The sequence below is a fragment of the Pseudomonas sp. GXZC genome (genome assembly GCF_026967615.1).
GTDB lineage: Bacteria > Pseudomonadota > Gammaproteobacteria > Pseudomonadales > Pseudomonadaceae > Aquipseudomonas > Aquipseudomonas azotoformans_A.
On record NZ_CP114115.1, the window covers coordinates 2,704,760 to 2,725,556 of the forward strand.

The 20,797-nt window shown below is 61.1% G+C and carries 20 protein-coding genes; 6 read left to right on the forward strand and 14 right to left on the reverse strand.

The genetic code is table 11. The annotated features are described in order from the left end of the window. Positions 1-147 precede the first annotated feature (147 nt). Positions 148-1,047 (forward strand): glycine betaine ABC transporter substrate-binding protein, encoded by a 900-nt coding sequence (locus OZ428_RS12970; RefSeq protein WP_269133612.1) that lies wholly within the window; start codon positions 148-150, stop codon positions 1,045-1,047. On the opposite strand, the gene OZ428_RS12975 is transcribed toward OZ428_RS12970, so the two are convergent. The 4 genes from OZ428_RS12975 to OZ428_RS12990 form a co-directional block, all read right to left on the reverse strand. Then, positions 1,016-1,330: a hypothetical protein gene (locus OZ428_RS12975; RefSeq protein WP_269133613.1), complete on the reverse strand. Its 315-nt coding sequence runs from the start codon at positions 1,328-1,330 to the stop codon at positions 1,016-1,018. The genes OZ428_RS12970 and OZ428_RS12975 overlap by 32 nt on opposite strands. A gap of 220 nt (positions 1,331-1,550) precedes the next feature. Then, positions 1,551-2,612, reverse strand: coding sequence for an ATP-binding protein (locus OZ428_RS12980; protein ID WP_269133614.1), 1,062 nt, complete (start codon positions 2,610-2,612; stop codon positions 1,551-1,553). Next, the gene (locus tag OZ428_RS12985; protein ID WP_269133615.1) at positions 2,609-3,358 is read right to left on the reverse strand and encodes a response regulator; all 750 of its coding nucleotides are present in this window, start codon (positions 3,356-3,358) and stop codon (positions 2,609-2,611) included. The genes OZ428_RS12980 and OZ428_RS12985 overlap by 4 nt, the downstream gene beginning before the upstream one ends. A gap of 196 nt (positions 3,359-3,554) precedes the next feature. Then, the gene (locus OZ428_RS12990) at positions 3,555-4,007 is read right to left on the reverse strand and encodes a GNAT family N-acetyltransferase (RefSeq protein WP_269133616.1); all 453 of its coding nucleotides are present in this window, start codon (positions 4,005-4,007) and stop codon (positions 3,555-3,557) included. 377 nt (positions 4,008-4,384) lie between these two features. Between OZ428_RS12990 and gabP the strand changes: the two genes are divergently transcribed. Together gabP and OZ428_RS13000 are read left to right on the forward strand one after the other, a co-directional pair. After that, positions 4,385-5,794: a GABA permease gene (gabP, locus tag OZ428_RS12995; protein WP_269133617.1), complete on the forward strand. Its 1,410-nt coding sequence runs from the start codon at positions 4,385-4,387 to the stop codon at positions 5,792-5,794. After that, entirely contained in the window at positions 5,791-6,867 is a 1,077-nt protein-coding gene (locus tag OZ428_RS13000) for a GlxA family transcriptional regulator (protein WP_269133618.1), read from the forward strand. The genes gabP and OZ428_RS13000 overlap by 4 nt, the downstream gene beginning before the upstream one ends. 2 nt (positions 6,868-6,869) lie before the next feature. Here OZ428_RS13000 and OZ428_RS13005 read toward each other — a convergent pair whose 3' ends face one another. The 3 genes from OZ428_RS13005 to OZ428_RS13015 are packed head-to-tail and all read right to left on the reverse strand — an operon-like array spanning position 6,870 to position 10,904. Further along, the gene (locus OZ428_RS13005) at positions 6,870-8,213 is read right to left on the reverse strand and encodes a c-type cytochrome (RefSeq protein WP_269133619.1); all 1,344 of its coding nucleotides are present in this window, start codon (positions 8,211-8,213) and stop codon (positions 6,870-6,872) included. 16 nt (positions 8,214-8,229) lie between these two features. Further along, on the reverse strand, positions 8,230-10,449 hold the full coding sequence (locus tag OZ428_RS13010; protein WP_269133620.1) for a xanthine dehydrogenase family protein molybdopterin-binding subunit: 2,220 nt from the start codon (positions 10,447-10,449) through the stop codon (positions 8,230-8,232). Then, the gene (locus OZ428_RS13015) at positions 10,449-10,904 is read right to left on the reverse strand and encodes a (2Fe-2S)-binding protein (RefSeq protein ID WP_269133621.1); all 456 of its coding nucleotides are present in this window, start codon (positions 10,902-10,904) and stop codon (positions 10,449-10,451) included. Before OZ428_RS13015 ends, OZ428_RS13010 begins: the two co-directional genes overlap by 1 nt. Before the next feature lie 671 nt (positions 10,905-11,575). On the opposite strand from OZ428_RS13015, the gene OZ428_RS13020 reads away from it, so the two are divergent. From OZ428_RS13020 to OZ428_RS13025, 3 genes are read left to right on the forward strand one after another with little or no spacing between them, the layout of a single operon-like run. Further along, the gene (locus OZ428_RS13020; protein WP_269133622.1) at positions 11,576-12,403 is read left to right on the forward strand and encodes an iron-containing redox enzyme family protein; all 828 of its coding nucleotides are present in this window, start codon (positions 11,576-11,578) and stop codon (positions 12,401-12,403) included. Positions 12,404-12,420: 17 nt separating this feature from the next. After that, positions 12,421-12,588, forward strand: coding sequence for a rubredoxin (locus OZ428_RS34690; RefSeq protein ID WP_080589270.1), 168 nt, complete (start codon positions 12,421-12,423; stop codon positions 12,586-12,588). Further along, positions 12,589-13,182 carry a LysE family translocator gene (locus tag OZ428_RS13025; protein ID WP_269133623.1) on the forward strand — a complete coding sequence of 198 codons (594 nt, stop codon included), beginning with the start codon at positions 12,589-12,591 and terminating at the stop codon, positions 13,180-13,182. Positions 13,183-13,262: 80 nt separating this feature from the next. Here the strand turns inward: OZ428_RS13025 and OZ428_RS13030 are convergent, their stop codons facing one another. The 7 genes from OZ428_RS13030 to OZ428_RS13060 all read right to left on the reverse strand — a co-directional run bounded on the left by OZ428_RS13030 (position 13,263) and on the right by OZ428_RS13060 (position 20,765). Further along, positions 13,263-13,559, reverse strand: coding sequence for a DUF6124 family protein (locus OZ428_RS13030; protein WP_177114840.1), 297 nt, complete (start codon positions 13,557-13,559; stop codon positions 13,263-13,265). A gap of 336 nt (positions 13,560-13,895) precedes the next feature. Further along, positions 13,896-14,651: an ABC transporter ATP-binding protein gene (locus OZ428_RS13035; protein ID WP_269133624.1), complete on the reverse strand. Its 756-nt coding sequence runs from the start codon at positions 14,649-14,651 to the stop codon at positions 13,896-13,898. Continuing rightward, complete coding sequence (locus tag OZ428_RS13040) at positions 14,645-15,673, reverse strand: FecCD family ABC transporter permease (protein ID WP_038851439.1); 1,029 nt, start codon at positions 15,671-15,673, stop codon at positions 14,645-14,647. Before OZ428_RS13040 ends, OZ428_RS13035 begins: the two co-directional genes overlap by 7 nt. Beyond that, the gene (locus tag OZ428_RS13045; RefSeq protein ID WP_269134173.1) at positions 15,670-16,803 is read right to left on the reverse strand and encodes an ABC transporter substrate-binding protein; all 1,134 of its coding nucleotides are present in this window, start codon (positions 16,801-16,803) and stop codon (positions 15,670-15,672) included. The genes OZ428_RS13040 and OZ428_RS13045 overlap by 4 nt, the downstream gene beginning before the upstream one ends. A gap of 20 nt (positions 16,804-16,823) precedes the next feature. After that, the gene (locus OZ428_RS13050; RefSeq protein ID WP_269133625.1) at positions 16,824-19,178 is read right to left on the reverse strand and encodes a TonB-dependent receptor; all 2,355 of its coding nucleotides are present in this window, start codon (positions 19,176-19,178) and stop codon (positions 16,824-16,826) included. A 102-nt stretch (positions 19,179-19,280) separates the two neighbouring features. After that, positions 19,281-20,249, reverse strand: a complete 969-nt coding sequence (locus OZ428_RS13055; RefSeq protein ID WP_269133626.1) for a FecR domain-containing protein — start codon at positions 20,247-20,249, stop codon at positions 19,281-19,283. Further along, a complete protein-coding gene (locus OZ428_RS13060; protein ID WP_016978354.1) occupies positions 20,250-20,765 on the reverse strand; it encodes a sigma-70 family RNA polymerase sigma factor in 516 nt (171 codons plus the stop codon). Between the last annotated feature and the right edge of the window lie 32 nt (positions 20,766-20,797).

Genomic DNA, 20,797 nt, shown 5'->3' on the forward strand with positions numbered 1-20,797 from the left:
CTCCGTAGTGGGCATCATCAGGCTCGGCGATCTGAAATTAGGATAAATGTACATGGGTGTCAATAATGGTCGACATGACTGTACATTTTTATTGCGGTGCCCTGAAGTCGTCGCTAAGATCGGCCTCACCCCTTAGGAGGACGTCTGATGAATGCTCATGTGCACTATCGGAAAAAAGCCTGTGCCTACCTGCTCGGCCTTGCGCTGGGCGCCAGTGCGGCGATGACCCACGCCGAGGAAAAACCACCGGTGCGCATCGGTTGGGTAAATTGGTCCGACACGGAAATCACCGTCAAGCTCGCCAGCACGGCGTTGCAGGAACATCTCAAGCAACCGGTCAAGTTGGTGATGGCCGACATCGGCATCCAGTTCCAGGCGCTGGCCAACGGCAACATCGACCTGATCCCGATGGTCTGGCTGCCCAGCACCCACAAGGCGTTCTACGACAAGTACAAAGACCGCCTCGAAGACCTCGGCGTGCTGTATGAAGGGCGAATCGGCATGGCTGTGCCCACGTCGGTGCCGGTCGCGGAAGTCGCCAGCGTGGAAGACTTGAACAAACCCGGGATCCGCGAGAAGTTCGACGGCAAGATCTTTACCTCCGAAGTCGGCAACGGCCAGTACAAGCTCACCGTCAAGGCGATCGAGGACTACAAGCTGGCGGGCTACAAACTGGTGGGGTCTTCGGAAAGCGGCATGCTCAACGAGCTGGACCGCAACCTCAAGCGCGACAAGTGGTCGTTGGTCAACGCCTGGAGCCCGCACTGGATGTTCTCCAAATGGTCGCTGCGCTACCTGGATGATCCCAAGCAGATTTTCGGCGGCGCTGAGCAGATCCACGCCATGGCCCGCAAAGGCTTCAGCCAGGAGCATCCCGAAGTGGCGTACTTCTTTGCGCATTTCTCCATCCCCCAGGCCGACCTCGAAGCGTTGATGATGCAGGCGCGGGAGAGCACGGCAGACAAGGCGGTGGCGGCGTATTACGCGGCGAACAAGGCGCGCTTTGAGGGGATGTTCAATCCGGGATTGGTTTCCCGGTCGCCATAATCGCTCGCAACGAATCGCGAACGGCATCGGTGCGCAACTGCAGTGTCATCTGCGCCTCGTCGATCACGATTTCCGCGACGATCAACACGCAGATCAGCGGCGCGGTCACGAACCAATGGCACCAGCATTGCGCCGCCAGCGACACGAAAACGCCGATGATCCACAGCGCCAGTACCCACTTCGGTGCGCGCTGTTGCAGCGGCACCCAGAACCGTTGCAGGCGTTTCAGGCGAGCCGTGTGCTGTCGTAGCGACTCTTCAAGGAGTGATAGGGAAGGGCTCATGTTCACACTCGCTCAGTTAACCGGGCACGGCTGGGGAGGGGATTGCCCAGCCACGACAGGTTGATGTGTTCAACTTCTATCCAGTGCCCGTTTTGAGGCATTGCGGCGCAGCTTTTGAACGCAATGCAAACAAGCGCGGTGTCCAACAAGACAAAATAACGAAAGCGCTGGGTGGTTCTGAACAACCTGGAAAAGATGCGCATGGCGGGGCCTGGCTTACTCAAAGGTTCCAGCTGAGTTCGAACAGCGTTCCGCCGTTTTCCATTTTTCGACAGGTCACAGCGCCGCCATGGGCAATGGCAATCGCGCGCACCACCGCCAGGCCCAGGCCGCTGCCGCCCTGGGCGCGTGAGCGAGAGTTTTCGCCGCGCTGGAAAGGTTCGAACAGGTGCGTCGCAAAGTCCTCATCAATACCGGGACCGTCGTCGCGCACCCTCAGGTAGTGCGCGCCATCACGCGTGCTCAGGTGCACGTTGACGTTGCCGGGTGTCGCATGCCGACGCACGTTGTCCAGCAGGGCCAGCAACGCCTGGCGGATGCGTGCGGGGTCGCAGCGCAGGATGCGGCGTTGCAGGTCCAGTTGCAAAGTAAAACCAGCAGCGGCCAGGCTCGGTTCGAACAGTCGCACATCCTCCTCAACCCCTGCGGCCAGGTCGGCGTCTTGCACGTTGATTTCAAGGTAGCCGCTGTCACCCAGGCCGACCACGCGCAGGTCCTCGATCATCCGCGCCAGCCCTTCGACCTGCCCGAGCAGGCTGTAGAACTGCGCTGTGTCTGGCTCGAACACACCCTCGGCCAAACCTTGCAGGCGACCGCGCAAGATGGTCAGCGGCGTGCGCAGTTCGTGGGCGATCGCCGCGTTCCAGAACGCCTGTTCCTGCGCCATGCGTTTCAAGCGTTGGGCCATGCTGTTGAAGTCATTCACCAAAATAGCCGCCTCACCGATGGACTGATCGCCAGCCACGGCCTGCACATCGAGGTCGCCGTCCGCCAGTTTGCGCAGGTTCTCGGCCACCGAATTCAACGGCATCAGGATGCGCCGCGACAACTTGGTCGCCACGAATGCACCCACCGCCAGGCTGACGCAGGTGGTCAAGCCCATCCACGCCCATTCGGCATTGGCGGGCATCCACTCATCGACCTGCTCGTCTGGAAGTGGCCAGTAGGTCCAAAGCAGGGCGTAGAACACATAGGAGCCGATCACCGCCAGGGCAATCACACACAGCACCACGACCGACATGGACAGGATGATCTGGCGGCTCAAGCCGTTAAATAGTTTCACGCGCCACTCCCGAAGCGGTAACCCACCCCGCGAATGCTTGCCGGCACGCCTTGCAGCCCGAGGTCCTCGATCTTGCGGCGTAACTTGCTGATATGGCTGTCGACCGTGCGCTCCAGGCTGTCGCTTTCCGGCGAGCACAGGGCCAACAGCTCTGCGCGGCTGAACACACGTTTCGGCGCGCGGGCCAATTGGGCCAGCAATTTGAATTCGGTGACGGTCAGCAGCAGCGGCAGGGCGTTGCCTTCGATATTCACCGTGACCTGATGGCTTTCGATATCTATTTCAAACCCATCCACCCGCAGCACACTGGCGCTGACACCCGATGTGTAGTTGACGGAGCGCCGCAGCACTGCCTGGGTACGCGCCACCACCTCGGCCGGGTTGAACGGCTTGACGATGTAGTCGTCGGCACCGATACGCAGGCCCATCAACTTGTCCATGTCCTGATCCTGCGCGGTCAGCATGATCACTGGCGTGTTGCCGCGATGGCGCACTTCGGCCAGCACCTGCCAGCCATCGACGTGGGGCATCAGCACATCCAGCAGCATCAGATCCGGCTTGAGGCTCTGGTGCAGTTCCAGCGCACGCCGGCCATCAAGGGCGTGGGCGGTGCGAAAGCCGCTGCGCTTGAGATAGGCGATGAGGATATCCGCAATCTCGGGCTCGTCTTCGGCGATCAGCACCAAGGCCTGGTTCTCCCGGATGCTGCTGGGCTGGGGTGTCGATGCGACGGGGTAATCGTTCATAGTCTGCTCGGTGAATAAGCCTTGTCGTGGTTGCCGCTCCATGGCCCACGCTGTCAGGTATTGATCATAGCGCTCAACATCGAACCCGATTATGCGCAGCTAACGTGCTCATTCATGGGAGGTTTTGTGGAGGAATGATGGAGAGGGGAAATTTTTTACAAGGGGCTGCCCCGAGTACATGCCGTGCCTGGGCAGGTTAGCGCACGGTTGGAGTGATGAATTTCACATAGATCCGCTCAGGATCGTGATCGTCCAGGTTGTCGATCTGCCCGCTCGGCACGAATCCGGCCTTTGCAAACAGCGCCTGGGAGGCGGTGTTTGACGCATTGGTTGAAGTAAACAGCTTGGGCGTCTTGCACGCCGCCTCTGCCGCCGCCAGCAACCGCTGCGCAATGCCCTGACGCTGATGAGCGGGTGAGACGACCACCAGCGCCACAAAACCATACTCGAAAAAGTCATGGGTCAGAACGAGGTAACCGGCGCAACGGCCAACAGTGTCGACGGCCACCAGGCATTCTTGACGAACCACGGCATCATGGATAAACACACGGCGATGGGTATGGGCCGTTGCGTAGGTGTCCAGTTCGATCAGGGCATGCACGTCGTCGGATGTGGCCTGGCGAATATTGTTTATCGAGCGTGTAGGCACAGGAATCGCTTCACTGATTGGGTTTGGCTTTTGATTTGACCAGTTTGGGCGGGCCCGGCAATCAGTTCAACTCTGTGGCGAGGGAGCTTGCTCCCGTCGGGGTCGCGAAGCAGACCCAGCGCTTTGTTTGAACCGGTAGGGCTGCTACGCAGCCCAACGGGAGCAAGCTCCCTCGCCACAGGGAAATGGGCCTGTCTATGAGTGGGGGCTATGCAGGTAAACCCTATGTGCATGTCGATATCAGACCAATCCCCGCCGCTCCCAGGCTATTTTTGATGAACTCAGGCCGCGTAAGGTGACCCATCATTAGGAAATGATGATCGCCTGACTCTTCAGTCAGTACACCTTGACGTCGATCACCGAGAACAACAAAAACAATGAATAGCCTGAATTCCAACGATTCCAACGGCCAGTTGGCGCAAGGCTTCAAGCCGCGTCATGTGACCATGCTTTCCATTGCGGGCATTATCGGGGCGGGGTTGTTTGTCGGTTCCGGGCATGCGATTGCGGCGGCGGGGCCGGCGGTGCTGCTGGCTTATCTGTTCTCCGGCACGCTGGTGGTGCTGGTGATGCGCATGCTCGGGGAGATGGCGGTGGCCAACCCCGATACCGGGTCTTTCTCCACTTATGCCGACCAGGCCATCGGCCGCTGGGCCGGGTTTACCATCGGTTGGTTGTACTGGTGGTTCTGGGTGCTGGTGATCCCCATCGAGGCCCTGGCCGCCGGGCATATCCTCAACCAATGGTTCCCACAGATCGACGCTTGGCTGTTTGCCTTGTTGTCGATCTTTTTGTTGGTGGTCACCAATCTGTTCAGCGTGTCCAAGTACGGCGAGTTCGAGTTCTGGTTCGCCATGGCCAAGGTCATCGCGATCATCGGTTTTATCGGCCTGGGCTTTGCGGTGCTGATGGGCTGGATTCCCGAACGGGAGGTCAGTGGGTTGAGCCGGTTGATGGAAGAGCACGGCGGTTTCGCGCCTAACGGGCTGTCGGCGGTGGTGGGGGCCTTTATTACCATCATGTTCAGCTTTATCGGCACTGAGGCGGTCACCATCGCGGCGGCGGAGTCCAGTAACCCGGCGCAGAACATCGCCCGCGCCACACGTTCGGTGATGTGGCGTATTGGTGTGTTCTACCTGTTGTCGATCTTCGTGGTGATTTCCGTGGTGCCGTGGAACGACCCGTTGCTGGCCTCGGTAGGCTCTTATCAGCGCGCCCTGGAGCTGATGAATATTCCCAACGCCAAGCTGCTGGTTGACGTAGTGGTGTTGATCGCCGTGGCCAGTTGCATGAATTCCTCCATCTACATTGCCTCGCGCATGCTGTTTTCCCTGGGCAAGCGCGGGGATGCTCCCACGTTGATGAAGAAAACCTCGGCGGCCAGCGTGCCGAGGGCAGCGGTGATTGCCAGCACCATCCTGGGCGCGGGTGTGACCCTGTTCAGTTACTTCGCGCCGGCCGGGTTGTTCCAGTTCCTGCTGGCCAGTTCGGGCGCCATCGCCTTGCTGGTGTACCTGGTGATCGCGGTGTCGCAGTTGCGCATGCGCAAGATCCTGCGACAGCGCAACGTCAGGCTCACCTTCCAGATGTGGCTGTTTCCCTGGCTGACCTGGCTGGTCATTGCGTTCATCTGTGCTGCATTGACAGTAATGCTGGTCACGCCGGAACACCGTTTTGAGGTGTCATCCACCATCGGCCTGGCCCTGATGATTTCCCTGGTCGGCTTGCTCACCGCGCGGCAGCCCGAACGTTCGCAAAAAACCGTGGCCGCAGCCTCACCGCCATGAGTGGCCGCCCCGTAAGCAGCATCGTGTTCCTACTGCTGGACCAGTTCACCCTGATGTCACTGGCCTCGGCGGTCGAACCCCTGCGCATGGCCAACCAACTGTCGGGCCAGGAACTCTACAAGTGGCATACCGCGAGCCCGGACGGCAACCCCGTGTGGGCCAGTGACGGCGTGCCCATCACGCCGGACGGGTCGATACTCAGCGTGCCGTCCGCCGACATCGTCATCGTGTGTGGCGGCATCGGCATCCAGGGCACCGTAACCGGCGAGCTGGTCAAGTGGCTGCGCAGCCAGGCGCGTTACGCCAAGCGATTGGGCGGTATCTGTACCGGTAGCTTTGTGTTGGCGCGGGCGGGTTTGCTGGATGGCTATGAATGCAGCGTGCATTGGGAATGGTTGGCGGCCATGCAGGAGGCGTTTCCACGGGTGACGGTCAGTTCCAGCCTGTTTACCCTCGACCGCGATCGTCTTACTAGCTCGGGCGGCACGGCGCCCCTGGACATGATGCTGCACCTGATCGGCCGTGATCACGGGCATGAGCTGTCGGCGGCCATCTCCGACATGTTTGTGTACGAGCGTATCCGCAACGAGCAGGACCATCAGCGCGTGCCCCTCAAGCACATGCTCGGCACCCAGCAGCCCAAGCTGCAGGAAATCGTCGCGTTGATGGAGGCCAACCTGGAGGAACCGATCAACCTGGATGAGCTGGCGGCGTATGTCGCGTTGTCCCGCCGTCAGCTTGAGCGCATGTTCCAGAAATACCTGCACTGTTCGCCGTCGCGCTACTACCTGCGGCTGCGGCTGATCCGGGCACGGCAGTTACTCAAGCAGACGCCCATTTCCATCGTCGAGCTGGCGGTGCTTTGCGGCTTTGTGTCCACGCCGCATTTCTCCAAGTGCTACCGTGAATACTTCGGCGTGCCGCCCAGCGACGAGCGCTCCGTCACCGACAGCGAGCGCTCCATCGTGCTCAAGCCGGTGATGCATGCGTTGCCTACGCCCGCGCCCATGAACGTGTTGGATCAGGCGCGGGGCGAGGCAACGTTTGCCAGCGTGAAAAACCTGAAGCCCTGACCTCAGCGCATGTGCAGGATGATCGGGCTGCTGCTCGCCGGGTCAGTGTGCCCGCGCAACTTGCCCACCGCTTTGGCGTCAACCGCGCCACCGTTATTGCCCCAGGTGCTGCGTACGTAACTCAGTACCTCGGCGATTTGCGCGTCGGACAATTGCTCACGAAACGCTGGCATGCGGTAGGCATCCGGCACGCCAGCCGCGACCACGCGTTGCGAGCCGTTGAGGGTGATGTTGATCGCCGACGCGCTTTCTTTCGCCAGTGCGGACGTGGCGCCGGCCAGGGGCGGCATCCACTCGGGCTGGCCCTTGCCGTCGAGACCATGGCAAGAGGCGCAGCGTGTGGCATAGGTGTGGGCGCCGGGGGCGTCTTGAACCGCCGCCACCGCCTGATACTGCCAGGGTGCGCCGTCGCGCTGCGGGTCACCGGGCAATGATTTGAGGTAGCGAGCGATGGCCGCCAGGTCGTCGTCCTGCATGAACTGCGTGGAGTTGTTGAAAGCCTCGGTCATCGAACCGTAGACCACCGCATGGGCGTTGCGCCCGGTCTTGAGGAACTGCACGATCTGCGGCTCCGTCCAGCGGCCCAGCCCGGTGTTGGGGTCCTGGCGCAGGCTCGGCGCATACCAGCCGTCGAGCAGGGCGCCGGCGAGGAACGGCGCGCCGGATTCATCCAGGGCTTTTTCGTTGAAGGCCAGGCCGCGCGGCGTGTGGCAACTGCCGCAGTGGCCGGGGCCTTGGACGATATAGGCGCCACGGTTCCACAGCGCGTCCTGGTTGGGCTTGGCTGCATAAGTCGCCGTGGGCGCGAACACGCCGTTCCACAAGGCGATGGGCCAGCGCATATTCAGCGGCCACGGAATATCACTGGGGATATTCGGCTGGTTGGCCGGTTGTATGCCCTGCATGAAAAACGCATACAGCGCTTTGATGTCGTCATCGCTGAGCTTCACGTAGGACGGGTAGGGCATGGCCGGGTACAGCCGACGGCCGCCCGGTGCTACGCCATGGCGCACCGCACGGTCAAAATCGGCCAGGCTATAAGTGCCGATGCCGGTTTGCTTGTCCGGCGTGATGTTGGTGGCGTGGATCGCCCCCAACGGCGTGGCCATTTCCAGGCCCCCGGCAAACGGCGCCTTGCCCGCCAGGCTGTGGCAGGCCACGCAATCGCTGAGGCGGGCGACATACTCGCCACGGCTGACCAAGGCGGGATCGAAGGTGGCTTTCGCCTGTTCCTGTTCGAACGGCGTAGCCGGTTCACGGGTGACGTACCAAGCCAGCAGGCCTGCGGCGACCAGGCAGGGCAGCGCCAGCCAGCCTGCGGTTCTTGCGAATCGACGGTTGTTCATGGGCGTTTCCTGAAGGTCAGCTGAAAGTGTGTCGGCTCAAGGGCAGGCTGCGCACGCGCTGGCCGGTCAACTGCGCCACCGCATTGGCCACGGCCGGTGCCACGGCAGGCAACGGCGGCTCGCCGATACCGCCCATTTTTTCGCCACTCTCGACTATCCGTACATGCACCCGTGCCATCTGCGAGGGCGCCAGGATCGGGTACAAGTCGTAGTTGCGCGCCCGTGGCTTGCCGTCCACGTACACCGCTTCCTCCAACAAGGTCTGGGACAGGCCCAGCGCCACCGCACCGTTGACCTGCGCTTCGACAATCGCCGGGTTGACGATGCTGCCGGGGTCGATGGCTTGCCAGATATCGTGCACCCTGACCTTGCCGTTCTCGATGGACACCTCAGCGATCGCCGCCGTGTGGGAACCGAACGGCGAGGCCATGGCCACGCCGCGTGCGCGCCGGCTGCCGTCCTCGGCGGTGAAGGGACCGCGCTTCCAGCCACCGGACAGTTCACCCGCCGCTTGCAGCAAGGTGGTCAGCCGGGGGTTGTCGCGCAGCAGGTGCAGGCGCAGCTCATAGGGATCCTGCCCGCCCTTGTCCGCCAGTTCGTCGAGGAACGACTCGTAGAAAAAGTCGTTGAGCGAATTGCCCACCGAGCGCCAGTAACCGAGCATCGGCGCGCCTTTGACGTAGATCTGCGCGATGCGTTTGTTGGGGATCGCGTAGGACTTGCCCGATAACCCTTCAACCGCCGTGGGGTCGATCTTATCGCCCTGTTTGCCGGCGAGGGCTTCGGTCGGGCCTTCGGTTGCACTGACGGCTTCGATGGCGACCGGCAGGCCTTTGTCATCCAGCGCGGCGCGGAACTTGACCACCGCCACGGGACGCAGCACATCGCGCAAGAACTCTTCCTCGCGACTCCAGATCAGCTTGACCGGACGGCCCACTGCCTTGGCCAACGCAATGGCCTGCGGATAAGGGTTGGCCGAGTCATACAGGAAGTGCCGGCCGAAGAAGCCACCGAGCAACGGCGAGTGCAGGTTGATTTGCGCAGGGTCGAGGCCGGTGCGCTTGGCGATGTCGGCGCGGAACATGTCCGGCGCCTGGTTGGGCAGCCAGACGTCCAGGCTGCCATCCGGGTTGAAGCGCGCCAGGGCTGACGGCGGTTCCAGCTGGCCGTGGTTGAGGTATTGGTTGTGGTACGTCGCCTCGAGCTGGGTCTTGCCACCTTTCAACGCGGCGGCGACGTCACCTTCGTTCTCGTCATCACGGGCCGGGCCTTGCTGGGCAGCGAGGAACTCGAAGTGCTTGTCGCTGGAGAAGTCCGCTGGCATGACGCGCAGTGCCGAGTCGGCGGCGGCTTCCTGCCAGTCGACCTGGATGGCTTCTACCGCACGCTTGGCGTGCCACCAACGTTCAGCCACCACCGCCACGGCGCCGGGCAGCACGTGCACCGAATGCACGCCTTTCATGCCTTCGACCTGAGGCTGGTTGCGCAGGGTGCCGACGGTCATGCCCAGGCGTGGCGCGTGCTGGACGGCGGCGTGAAGCATGTCGTCGACTTTCAGGTCGATGCTGTAGAGCGCCTTGCCGGTGGATTTATCGTACGCGTCCAGGCGTTTGACCGGCTTGCCGATCCAGCGGAATTGGCTCGGGTCGCGCAGGGTGATGCTGGCTGGATCGGGCACGGGCATGTCGAGGGCGCTGCTGGCCAGCTCGCCATACCCCAATGAACGACCGGACGCTGCGTGCACCACGCGACCAGGCTGGGTGGTCAGTTCGCCCACCGGCACGCCCAATTGTTTAGCGCCAGCTTGCAGCAACATCGCGCGGGCCAGGGCACCAAGGCGGCGCATGGTCGGGTAGCTCATGCGCACCGACATGCTGCCGCCGGTAATGCGCAGGCCGTTTTCCATCACCACATAGGCTTCGCCGGGCGGGGCGGCTTCGACGATAAAGGTGGCGGGATCGGCATCCAACTCTTCGCCGACGATCTGCGCCATGGCGGTGTGGGTGCCTTGTCCGCCTTCCATGAACGGGCTGAGCAGGCGCACCGTACCGTCCGGGCGAATCTCCAGGAACGCCGGCACCTGGGTGCCGCGTTCAGCGGTGGTGGCGGCTTGCACCCGGCCCGAGCCCAGGGGCAGGCCAAAACCAATCACCAGCGCGCCCACCGCCGTACTCGCCAGAAAGCGGCGACGCGACAGGTTGACCGGTACATCAAGCAGTTCGTCGAGGATACTCATCAAGCGCCCTCCTGCTTGGCCAGGGCGTCGACCGCCGCGTGGATGGCGTTATAGGTGCCGCAGCGGCACAGGTTGATCATCGCCGCGTCGATCTGCGCCTTGCTCGGCGCGGGGGTGTGCTTGAGCAGCGCAGTGGCCGCCATCACCTGCCCGGACTGGCAATACCCGCATTGCGCCACCTGATGCTCGACCCAGGTCGCGACCACACGCTTGCCCACTTCATCGGTTTCAATCGCCTCGATGGTGGTGACCTCACGCCCGACCAAGGCGGCCACCGGCGTGACGCAGGAGCGCACCACATTGCCGTCCACCAGCACCGAACAGGCGCCGCACTGGGCCAGGCCGCAGCCGTACTTGGTGCCGGTCAGGCCCAGGTCATCGCGGATCACCCACAACAAGGGCGTGTCTGCGTCGGCATCGACCTGATAGGCCTTTTGGTTGATTCGTAATTCCATGGCTCACCTGCTGATCAACGGTAGGTGCGGCCTTTTTAGTGATGAACGCAGTGGCCGCTTATTGTCGAACTCTAGACCAGAGTGCAAGGGCGCAGATACCCGGTGGTCGACAAATCGGAGGATCGGGCAAGGATTCAACAGGATCGGGTGACTGCATAAGTGAGCGTCGCGCCTTGCAGCCATACAGACGCCGCAGATCAAATGTGGGAGGGGCGGTGCGACGATTCGACTTACCTCCGATTGCGATGTGTCAGCCTATGAATGAATGGATGGATCAATGCACCGCTATCGCAACGGTAAAGCAAACTACAAATAAGTTGGGGCTGTAAAGGATAGGCTTCAGTTAGTTTATAGGGTTACTTGTTGTCATTGTGGTCGGCATAACTGAAGAGACGCTATTTTAAAAGTAGGAAACTCCTTTCAGATAATGAGAGGCTGACGACTGGGGCCTACAGTATTGTATGTAAGACTTTGCTTGAGATAATTAACTGTTGCAGGTGGGTTTCTGCTTTGTGCCGGATGAGAGAGCTCTAGAATGAGTGTCTTGAAGTCAGTGATGGTGTTTTCGATTTTGGGGTTGACAAAATTATTGATTGGGAAATAATTTCTTTGTTTGGTTTTTGAATAAATGGTTCAAACCCTCATGTTTTATCAAGGCAAGGATAAAGGCTATGAGTATTCAAAATTCAGCGGTAATCAGATCAGGTGAAAGGGTTACTCGGAGTGAGATATATAAAGTGTGTGAGGCTGGCTACAATGAGGTGGCTAGCGCAATACTTCGACATGCTGCATTCAAGGAGCTTGAAAGGTTCGGAGAGGTTATTTCTGCTCGTCCTTTAACTCATCAAGACATGGCTCTGTTTTTTGGAACAATCTGGGCTTTTTTTAAAGATGTTCCTGCTGGAATCGTTGCGTTGGCTGCACGTGTCACGGATGAATGGATAAGGGAGGATATGTGGAATGGCACCGCTAAAGCAGCGCATATCCTGTACGCCTCTGTCGATGAATATGGTTTACACCAGCATAGTAAACATATGCTTCCCACTCATCACCAAATGTTTAAACAGCTGACCACTCATTTGGGGCTTTCTGACGCCGAGCTATTTAATTCTCAAAACGTACTCCCGGAAGGCACTGCCATGGGGAACAATACCCATAGGATGTACCGTTCCGAGTTTTTGGGTGAGGCATTGGGTTTTCACTTGGCTTCAGAGATGACCTCGTCGAGAGAATTTCAGTACTTTCTTAAAGGTTTTCAACTCTATGCCAGTGAGTACGGGTTGATTGATGAGGATGATCCCGTGTTGGCTTTTTTTGCTATCCATTGTGAAGTTGAGCCCATGCATGTAGCTACCGGGCGGGAGATCATGATTTCGTATTTGGAGAAAAATCCAAGTATTGCACCCCAAGCAATGCGCGGTGCGATGGCGTTTATGGATGGTTTTGAACAGATGTTTGCAGCACTTAATCGTCACCTTGGCGATCCTCGGGCAACTTGAGTTCGTGGGGTATTGATATGTATAAAGATTATGAATGTACAATCTGTCACTACGTTTACTCGGAGGCCTCGGGAGAGCCTCTAGTCGGTATTGAAGCAGGTGTGCCATGGGATGAGCTGGGCGATGAATTTCAGTGCCCGCATTGTCAGGCAAAGAAAAAGATGTTTAGGGAAGTCGTGGATTAGATGCACGATTTTCTGAGTGCAATGGTGTTTTCGACACTGCTTTCAATAAGCTTCGGCCCGGTGGCCTTGATTATTCTGGGGCAATCCATCACCTATGGCTGTCGCAGTGCATTGCCTGGGGCGCTGGGTGCAGCAGTTGCCGACGCAGTGTTTGCAGCTGTCGCTTTTATTGGGCTGAGGTCAATTGAAACCGTTTGGGTTGCACACAATCAGTTATTAACGTGGGCAGCGATTGCCTACCTGCTTTGTCTTGGTGCTATCACCTTCAAGAAAACCACCAGCGCGGTGTCCACGCAGCGAGCTGCGGGGTTTCTCCCGGTTTTTTTATTGACGTTGACCAGCCCACTGACCATCGCGGCGATTTCCTCCTATGCCGTTGCCAGTGGTGCCCAGCTAGATGGAAGCGGGATTTACCTGAATTTGCTGGGGGTACTAGTGGGATCGTTACTAGGGCAAATGCTGTATGTGATAGTGGGGGCGATGATCAACAAGACACTGGCCAAGCGCCTGGACTTTGGCTGGCTTAACCGGGCCAGCGGACTATGTCTGATCGGCTTTGCCGCTTGGCAGATGGTTCGTGTGCTAGTGCTATGACCCTCGCCTACGCAGCCATTTGTAGTGAGCGGGCTTGTCGAATCGTCGCACCGCTCACTACATGGCCGCTCCCATCTGTTTTAGTTCTGTTTCAGGCATTCAATAGAGCGGTCCACCGTGGTCTTGGCGATTTCCAGCAAATGCCACACCGCCAGGATCTTCGCCCGCTCAGGGCTTGCCAATTGCTCACCACAATCGAGTGCGGTGGCCGACGCGCTGTCGAGCAGGCTGGCGGTGTAGAGCAGGGCGTCTTCGAAGCTGAGGTCTTCGTTGACCGAGTGGAAACCTTGGGTGGGCAGGTAATGGTCGATGGCACGGTTGAACGCGGCGCGGTCTTTTGCGGGGTCGATGGGTGGATCGGGTAGGACTTTGTTCATTTGTGCAGCTCCTGGATGATCATGGAGTCGGCACGCTTCGCGACTAAACGAAGGGTGGCGGCTGTACGCAGGTTAGTCGACCGGTCAGGAGCATCCGGCGCGCCCGAGGGCGCCCTGCGCACAGCCACCATAAGCTTCATGGGGCCCTACGCTTGCTCGAAATCCGGGCGACTAAACCCGATCACTGAATAGGCAGTGACGGACCGCAGACTAGCCACCGATTCCAGCAGGCACAAGGCGGCAGGGATTGTCTAGGAAACGTCCTGCAATTAAAAGCGATGCGCCTTGCTGGCCCTTTACAAACCATGACAAAACGCCACCCTACGGACTCAAGCCTTACACAATATCGTCGATCAAAATATGCGGCTGCCCCCAACTGCACCGCTCAATCCGCGCCTCGACCTTGTACACCGCGCGCAGCATTGCCTCATTGATCACCTCATGGCTCGGCCCGCTGCCCTGGGCGGTGCCGTCGGCGATCACCAGCACCTGGTCGGCAAAACGCAGCGCCTGGTTCAGGTCGTGCAGGGCGATGAACACAATCACCTGGCGTTTGCGCGCCAGGGCCTGCATGAAGTTCAGCACCTGCACCTGGCGATGCATGTCGAGGGCGCTGGTGGGTTCGTCCATCAGCAACACGTCGGGTTCGCGCACCAAGGTCTGGGCGATGGACACCAACTGCTGCTGGCCGCCGCTGAGTTCGCCGAGGTTGCGAAAGGACAGCTCGGTGATGCCGAGGGCGGTGAGGATTTCATCGACCAACTTCAGCTCTTCATCATGCACCGTCCAGCCGGGTGCTAGCTGCTTGCGTGCCAGCAGCACGGATTCATACACCGTCAAGCGGGCGCTGGCGTTCAGGCCTTGGGGCATGTAGCTGATGCCTTGGAGGCCTTTTGCTGAATCCTGCAGGATCACCTGGCCCGGTCCGTCGATCAGCCCGGCCATGCGCTTGAACAAGGTGGATTTGCCGGCCGCATTGGGCCCGACCACCGCCACCACTTGGCCGCCGACAAAACGGGCGGTGGTCACGCCGCGGATGATGGTGCGTTGCCCGTAGGTGGCGCCGAGGTCCTGCAACTGAATGCTTACCATGGGTTTTTCTTCCCGCTCAGGATCAGGGAGATAAAGAACGGCACGCCGATCAGTGAGGTGACCACGCCAATCGGAAAAATCGCACCGGGGATCAGGGTTTTGCTGACCACCGAACTGGCCGACAGAATCAACGCGCCGGTGAGCAGCGAGGCGGGCAGGAAGAAGCGCTGGTCTTCGCCGATCAGCATGCGGGCGATGTGCGGGCCGACCAAGCCGATAAAGCCGATGGTGCCGACAAAGGCCACCGGGAACGAGGCGAGCAGGCTGACCATGATCAGCGTCTGGAAACGCAGGCTGCGCACGTTGATGCCGAAACTGGCGGCCTTGTCGTCGCCCAGGCGCAGGGCGGTCAGGGCCCAGGCACGTTTGGCGAAGATCGGCAGGGTGATCAGGATCACCAGGCAGATCACGCCCAGCTTGGGCCAGGTGGCCTTGGTCAGGCTGCCCATGGTCCAGAACACCACGGCTGCCACGGCTTGCTCGGTGGCGAAAAACTGCACCAGCGCCAACAGCGCGTTGAAGGTGAAGACCAAGGCAATGCCGAGCAGTACGATGGTTTCGGCGGTGACACCACGGCGCAGGCTCAAAAAGTGGATCAGCAGTGCGCACAGCATCGCCATGATGAACGCGTTGACCGGCACCATGTACTGCGCCGCCAACGGAAACAGCGCCACGCCGAAGGCCAGTCCCATGGCCGCGCCAAAGCTGGCGGCGGCGGAAAGCCCCAGGGTGAACGGGCTGGCCAACGGGTTGTTGAGGATCGTCTGCATCTGCGCCCCGGCCAGGGATAACGCCGCGCCGACCGCCACCGCCATCAGCGCGACCGGCAGGCGGATATCCCACATCACCACACGCACCTGGGGCGCCGCGCTGTCCGGCGACAGCAGCGCGCCGAGCACTTCACTGAGGCTGTAGCGCGCCGGGCCGAGGGCCAGATCCAGCAACACACTGCACAGCAATAGCAGGGTCAGGATGGCCAGGATCAGGCGTTTGCGCAGCACCAATTGACGGTAGGCAGTCATGGCTTGAGGCTCACGAAGTAGCCAGGCGCGTAGGGCACCGGCAGGAATCGTTCATGCAACTCGCGAAACTCGGCTTCCGGGTCGAGGTCGGCAAACAGCGTCGGATGAAACCATTTGGCCAATTGCTGGATCGCCACGAACTGATACGGGCTGTTGTAGAACTGATGCCAGATCGCGTGGAAGGCCTGGGTCTGCTGGGCCTTGATCCCGGCGTAGGCCGGGCGCTGGGTGTACCACGCCAGCTTGTGCCGGGCTTGGGCCATGTCTGCGCCAGGGCCGACGCCGACCCAATGGCCACCCGGCGCGAAAGCTTCCCAGTTGGCGCTGGTGACGACCACCTGGTCCGGGTTGGCCACGATCACTTGCTCGGGATTCAGTTGGCCAAAGGTGCTGGGGATGATGCCTTTGGCGACGTTGTTGCCGCCGGCCATCTCGACAAAGAGTCCGAAGTTTTCATCGCCGAAACTCAGGCAACAATCGTCGGTGTAGCCGCCGATGCGCTCGATGAACACGGCGGGGCGCTTGGGTTGCTGCGCGGCAATCACCTCGGTCACGCGGCGGATCTGCTGGTTGCGGAACGCGATAAACGCCTCGGCCCGGTCTTCCTTGCCGAACAGTTGGCCGAACAGGCGCATGGTCGGTTCGGTGTTAGTCATGGGCTGGTTGCGAAAGTCCACGTACACCACCGGAATACCCAGGGCGTCGAGCTTCTCGATGTAGCGCGCGTCCTCGGTGGCGTGTTGCGCCTCGATATTGAGGATGATCACGTCGGGCCGCTGGGAAATCGCTTGTTCGATGTCGAAGGTGCCGTCTTCAAAACCGCCGAAGGTGGGGATGTGGGCGATCTCGGGGAATTGACGCCGATAGGCGTTGTAGGTGTCCGGGTCGGACTGGATCAGGTCCTTGCGCCAGCCGACGATGCGCTCGATGGGGTTTTGCGTATCCAGCGCGGCCACCAGGTACAGCTGGCGCCCTTCACCCAGAATCACCCGATGCACCGGCAGGTTGACCTTGACCTGGCGCCCCAGCAAATCAGTGACGGTGGTGGGCGCCGCCAGCGCAGGCATGCCCAGCAACCCGGTGAACAACAGTGCCGCCAAAACGTGGCCGCATCGAACAATCGAACGCATCATGTGAGCCCTTGCAGGTATCAGAAGTCGACCGTGGCCGACAGGAGGAGGGTGCGTGGCGAACCCTGGGAAAACGCGCCGTAGGAGGCCACGCCGGACCAGTATTCGCGGTCGAACAGGTTCTGCACGGTGGCGCGGAAGGTGGTCGGACGCTCGGCGATGCGCGTGCTGTAGCGCGCGCCGACATCGAAGCGGGTCCAGGCGTCCAGCTGTTGGGTGTTGGCCTGGTTGACGTACTGGCTGGCGGTATAGATCGCGCCGCTGGTCAACGTCAGCCCTTCGACCCACGGGGTGTCCCATTCGGCCCAGAGGTTGGCTTGCACTTCGGGCACGCCCACCGGGGTGTTGCCCTGATTGGCGGCGATGCTGGTTTTGGTGAGCTGTGCATCCAGCAGGGTCACGCCGCCGAGCAGGCGCGTGCCTGGGGCGACTTCGCCAAACAGGCTCAGCTCCAGGCCGCGATTGCGTTGTTCGCCTTGTACCGAGAAGCGCCCCTGGGCCAGTTCGCCGGTGGGTTTCTGGATCTGGAACAGCGCCAGCGTCGACATGAAGGTGCCGTAATCGAACTTCACCCCGACTTCATGCTGCCTGGAAACATAGGGCGCGAAGATCTCCCCGGCGTTGGCCGCATTGGACGGCGCCACGTCGCCTTTGCTCAGGCCTTCGAGGTAGTTGTAATAAAACGACACATGCTCCCAGGGCTTGACCACCGCGCCGAACAGCGGCGTGGTCTTGCCGGCGTCGTAGGCCGTGGTCACCGCGCCGGCGGCGTTGTAGTTATGGGACTGGATGTTCTGTTTGCGCAAGCCTACGGTGACCTGCACGCGTTGGTCGAGTATCGATAAGGTGTCGGCAATGGCCACGCCGGATAACTCGGTGGCGGAGACTTTCGGCGCGTCCGGCTTGGCGATGGAGGGTTTGGGGCGCTCGACCGGGTGGTAGATATTCGACAGCACCGGCGCGCCGGAGATAATCCCCCGCGACAGCTCATCGCGATAGCGGGTGACTTGCAGGGTACTGCTGTGGCTGATCGGTCCTGTGTCGAAGCGCAGGTGCGCACCGGCATCCACCGTGTAGCGCTGCACTTCGAAACGGTAGTAACCGGGGATCGATGAGGTGTCGCCGGCCGTATTGACAATGCTTGGGGTCTGGTCGGACAGGCGCGCCACTGCCGATTTGCCGCCACCGGCATGGGCGAACACCGTCAGGTTGTCAGTGAGGTCGTACTCGCCGCTGAGCAGGGCGGATTTGTCCCGGGTGCGCGACCAGCCCCAGTCCTGGCTGACGTTGGTATGGCCATTGGCGGCGTCGGGAATCTTTACGCCTGAGGCGATCAGGAACGGTCGGGACGCGGCGTCGAAGGTTTCTTCCTGGGAAATCAGGTCCAGGCTGGTGCGCAGGCGCTCGCCTTGATAATCCAGGGACAGCGCACCGATGCCGACTTCACGGGATTGCTTGTCGATCACCGTGTCGCCTTGTTGCACGCCGCCGTTGAGCCGCATACCGAAGCGGCGTTCTTCGCCAAAACGCCGGCTGATATCGATCCGGTTACCGACGTGGGCATCCTGGGCATAGCTGGCGGTGTAGCGGGTCAGGTCTTCCTCCAGCGAGCGCTTGGGCACCACGTTGATCACTCCGCCCACCGCGCTGTTGGGCGACATGCCGTAGAGCAGCGCGCCGGGGCCTTTCACCACTTCGATACGTTCGGCGTATTCGGTGAACACCCGGTAGTTGGAAGCCACGCCGTACACGCCGTCGAACGCCAATTCGCCGAGGTTGCCTTCGCCCACCGGAAACCCACGGATGAAAAACGAGTCGACAATGCCGCCGGTCTGCCCGGTGGAGCGCACCGAGGAATCGCGCTCCAGTAGGTCTCCGACGGTGGTGGCTTGCTGGTCCTTGATCAACGAGGCGGTGTAGGTGCTGACGCTGAACGGTGCGTCCATCACATCCGCATTACCGAGCATGCCCAGTCGCCCACCGACGGCCACTTGGCCGCCCGAATACACCGGTGGCAGGCTGTCGGCGCGTTGCTCGACGCCACTGACCGTGGTGTCCGAGAGGGTGACGTGGCGCTGCACCAGCGTGTAGGTGCCGTCGCTGCGCAACACCATGTCCAGGCCGCTGCCGGCCAACAGGCGGGTGACGGCTTCCAGGGTTGAGTAAGTACCGGACAGCCCAGGGCTGGTCAGGCCTTCGGTGAGGGCCGGGACAAACGACAAGGCGATGCCCGCGTCCACGGCAAAGCTCGACAGCGTGGCGCCGAGCGGGCCTGGCGCGATCTGGTAGGCACGGACCGCGACCGCATCCAACTGCGCGGCCATGGCGGCGCTGGCCAGGGCCAGGCTGAGCAGCGCGCTGCGAATCACAAGCATCAAAGGGAGCCCTGTGGACGAGAGGAAAAGGGGTGTTCCTGTGTGTGCCAGTCGAGATCGGAAAAAGTATCACCCGAGCGGTGTTTTATTTTTCGCGCCCGCTCAGGCGGGCGACAGGGTGACCCAATAGCCGTTCAAGTGGCCGCTGACGAGCACCGGGTAGGTCTGCACCAGCATGTTCAAGGTGCGCTGGGTGTCGCTGATGGGGAAGGCGCCGGAAATGCGCAGGTCGGCAATCGCCGGGTCATAGCGCACGAAGCCCCGGCGATAGCGGGTCAGCTCGGCGACGAAATCCGCCAGGCGCATCTTGTCGGCCATCAGCATGCCTTGGGCCCAGGCGCCGACATTGCGGTCGGTGGGGGTGAGCGAGCCAAAGGTCTGCGCGGAAAAATCCGTGCGTTGCCCGGCGTTGACCACCAACGGCGCGACTTGGCGGTTGTCGGCCAGCATCACTTTGACGGCGCCTTCGAGCACGGCCAGGTGGGTGCGTGCGTTCCATTCGCGCACGGTAAAACGCGTGCCCAGGGCTTGCATGCGGCCCTGGCCGGTACTGACCATGAACGGGCGGGACGCATCCTGGGCGGTCTGTACCAGTATTTCACCTGCGCGCAGGTGCACGAGGCGTTGCTGGCTGTCGAACAGCACGTCGATGGCGGAATCGGTATTGAGGGTGATGCGCGAGCCGTCGGCCAGGACCCATTCGCGCCGCTCGCCCACACGGGTACGGTAGTCGGCGGTCCACTGTTGGGTCTGCGCCAGTTTCCAACTGCCCCAGCCGACCGGCATCACCGCCAGCAGCAGGGCCAGCTTGCCCAGGGCTGCGCGGCGTTCCGGGTGGCTTGGCCGATCCAGTGCCGACATGGCCAGGGCTGGCGGCAGGCCGCCCAACTTGCTTTGCAGTAATTGTGCGCGGGCCCAGGCGCGATCACGCTCGGGGCTGCTGACTTTCCAGCGCTCCCATTCGGCGCGTTCGTGGTCGTTGAGGCCGCCCTCGCTCAAGCGCATCAGCCACTCGGCAGCTTCTTCGAGGACTTCGGGGGCTAACGGGGGTTGCTTGCGCAGGCTGAGCACTTATTCCACCAGCATCAGGCACTGCACAAAAGCCTGTTTCATGTAGCGTTTGACGGTGATCAGCGACACGCCCAGTTGCTCGGCGATGTCCTGGTATTTGAGGCCGTTGAGCTGCGACAGCAGGAAGGCGCGCTTGACCAGTGGCGGCAGGGCGTCGAGCATCGCGTCGATCTCGTGCAGGGTCTCCAGCACCACGAAATGCGCTTCCGGCGAAGGCACTTCATGGGGCGGCACGCTGGCGAGCGCCTCCAGGTAAGCGCGTTCCAACGCCTTGCGCTGATACCAGTTGACCAGGATGCCCTTGGCCACACAGCTCAGGTACGCCCGCGGCTGGTCAATCACCGTGACCTGGGATGCGAGGATGCGCGTGAAGGTGTCCTGGGCCAGGTCGGCTGCATCCATGGCGTTGCCGAGTTTGCGCTTGAGCGTGGCGTACAGCCAACCGTGATGGCCGCTGTACAGGGCCTCGATCACGCGCAGGTGCTGCTGGTTATCGGCGGTAAGGATTTCGCTCATGGCGCGGATCCGTGCAATTGAGAAGTATTCCC

Excerpts from the sequence above, each read along its gene's own strand:
- OZ428_RS12970 (WP_269133612.1), top strand. The coding sequence starts at position 148 with ATGAATGCTCATGTGCACTATCGGAAAAAAGCCTGTGCCTACCTGCTC.
- OZ428_RS12975 (WP_269133613.1), bottom strand. The coding sequence starts at position 1,330 with ATGAGCCCTTCCCTATCACTCCTTGAAGAGTCGCTACGACAGCACACG.
- OZ428_RS12985 (WP_269133615.1), bottom strand. The coding sequence starts at position 3,358 with ATGAACGATTACCCCGTCGCATCGACACCCCAGCCCAGCAGCATCCGG.
- gabP (WP_269133617.1), top strand. The coding sequence starts at position 4,385 with ATGAATAGCCTGAATTCCAACGATTCCAACGGCCAGTTGGCGCAAGGC.
- OZ428_RS13000 (WP_269133618.1), top strand. The coding sequence starts at position 5,791 with ATGAGTGGCCGCCCCGTAAGCAGCATCGTGTTCCTACTGCTGGACCAG.
- OZ428_RS13005 (WP_269133619.1), bottom strand. The coding sequence starts at position 8,213 with ATGAACAACCGTCGATTCGCAAGAACCGCAGGCTGGCTGGCGCTGCCC.
- OZ428_RS13010 (WP_269133620.1), bottom strand. The coding sequence starts at position 10,449 with ATGAGTATCCTCGACGAACTGCTTGATGTACCGGTCAACCTGTCGCGT.
- OZ428_RS13015 (WP_269133621.1), bottom strand. The coding sequence starts at position 10,904 with ATGGAATTACGAATCAACCAAAAGGCCTATCAGGTCGATGCCGACGCA.
- OZ428_RS13020 (WP_269133622.1), top strand. The coding sequence starts at position 11,576 with ATGAGTATTCAAAATTCAGCGGTAATCAGATCAGGTGAAAGGGTTACT.
- OZ428_RS34690 (WP_080589270.1), top strand. The coding sequence starts at position 12,421 with ATGTATAAAGATTATGAATGTACAATCTGTCACTACGTTTACTCGGAG.
- OZ428_RS13025 (WP_269133623.1), top strand. The coding sequence starts at position 12,589 with ATGCACGATTTTCTGAGTGCAATGGTGTTTTCGACACTGCTTTCAATA.
- OZ428_RS13030 (WP_177114840.1), bottom strand. The coding sequence starts at position 13,559 with ATGAACAAAGTCCTACCCGATCCACCCATCGACCCCGCAAAAGACCGC.
- OZ428_RS13035 (WP_269133624.1), bottom strand. The coding sequence starts at position 14,651 with ATGGTAAGCATTCAGTTGCAGGACCTCGGCGCCACCTACGGGCAACGC.
- OZ428_RS13040 (WP_038851439.1), bottom strand. The coding sequence starts at position 15,673 with ATGACTGCCTACCGTCAATTGGTGCTGCGCAAACGCCTGATCCTGGCC.
- OZ428_RS13045 (WP_269134173.1), bottom strand. The coding sequence starts at position 16,803 with ATGCGTTCGATTGTTCGATGCGGCCACGTTTTGGCGGCACTGTTGTTC.
- OZ428_RS13050 (WP_269133625.1), bottom strand. The coding sequence starts at position 19,178 with ATGCTTGTGATTCGCAGCGCGCTGCTCAGCCTGGCCCTGGCCAGCGCC.
- OZ428_RS13060 (WP_016978354.1), bottom strand. The coding sequence starts at position 20,765 with ATGAGCGAAATCCTTACCGCCGATAACCAGCAGCACCTGCGCGTGATC.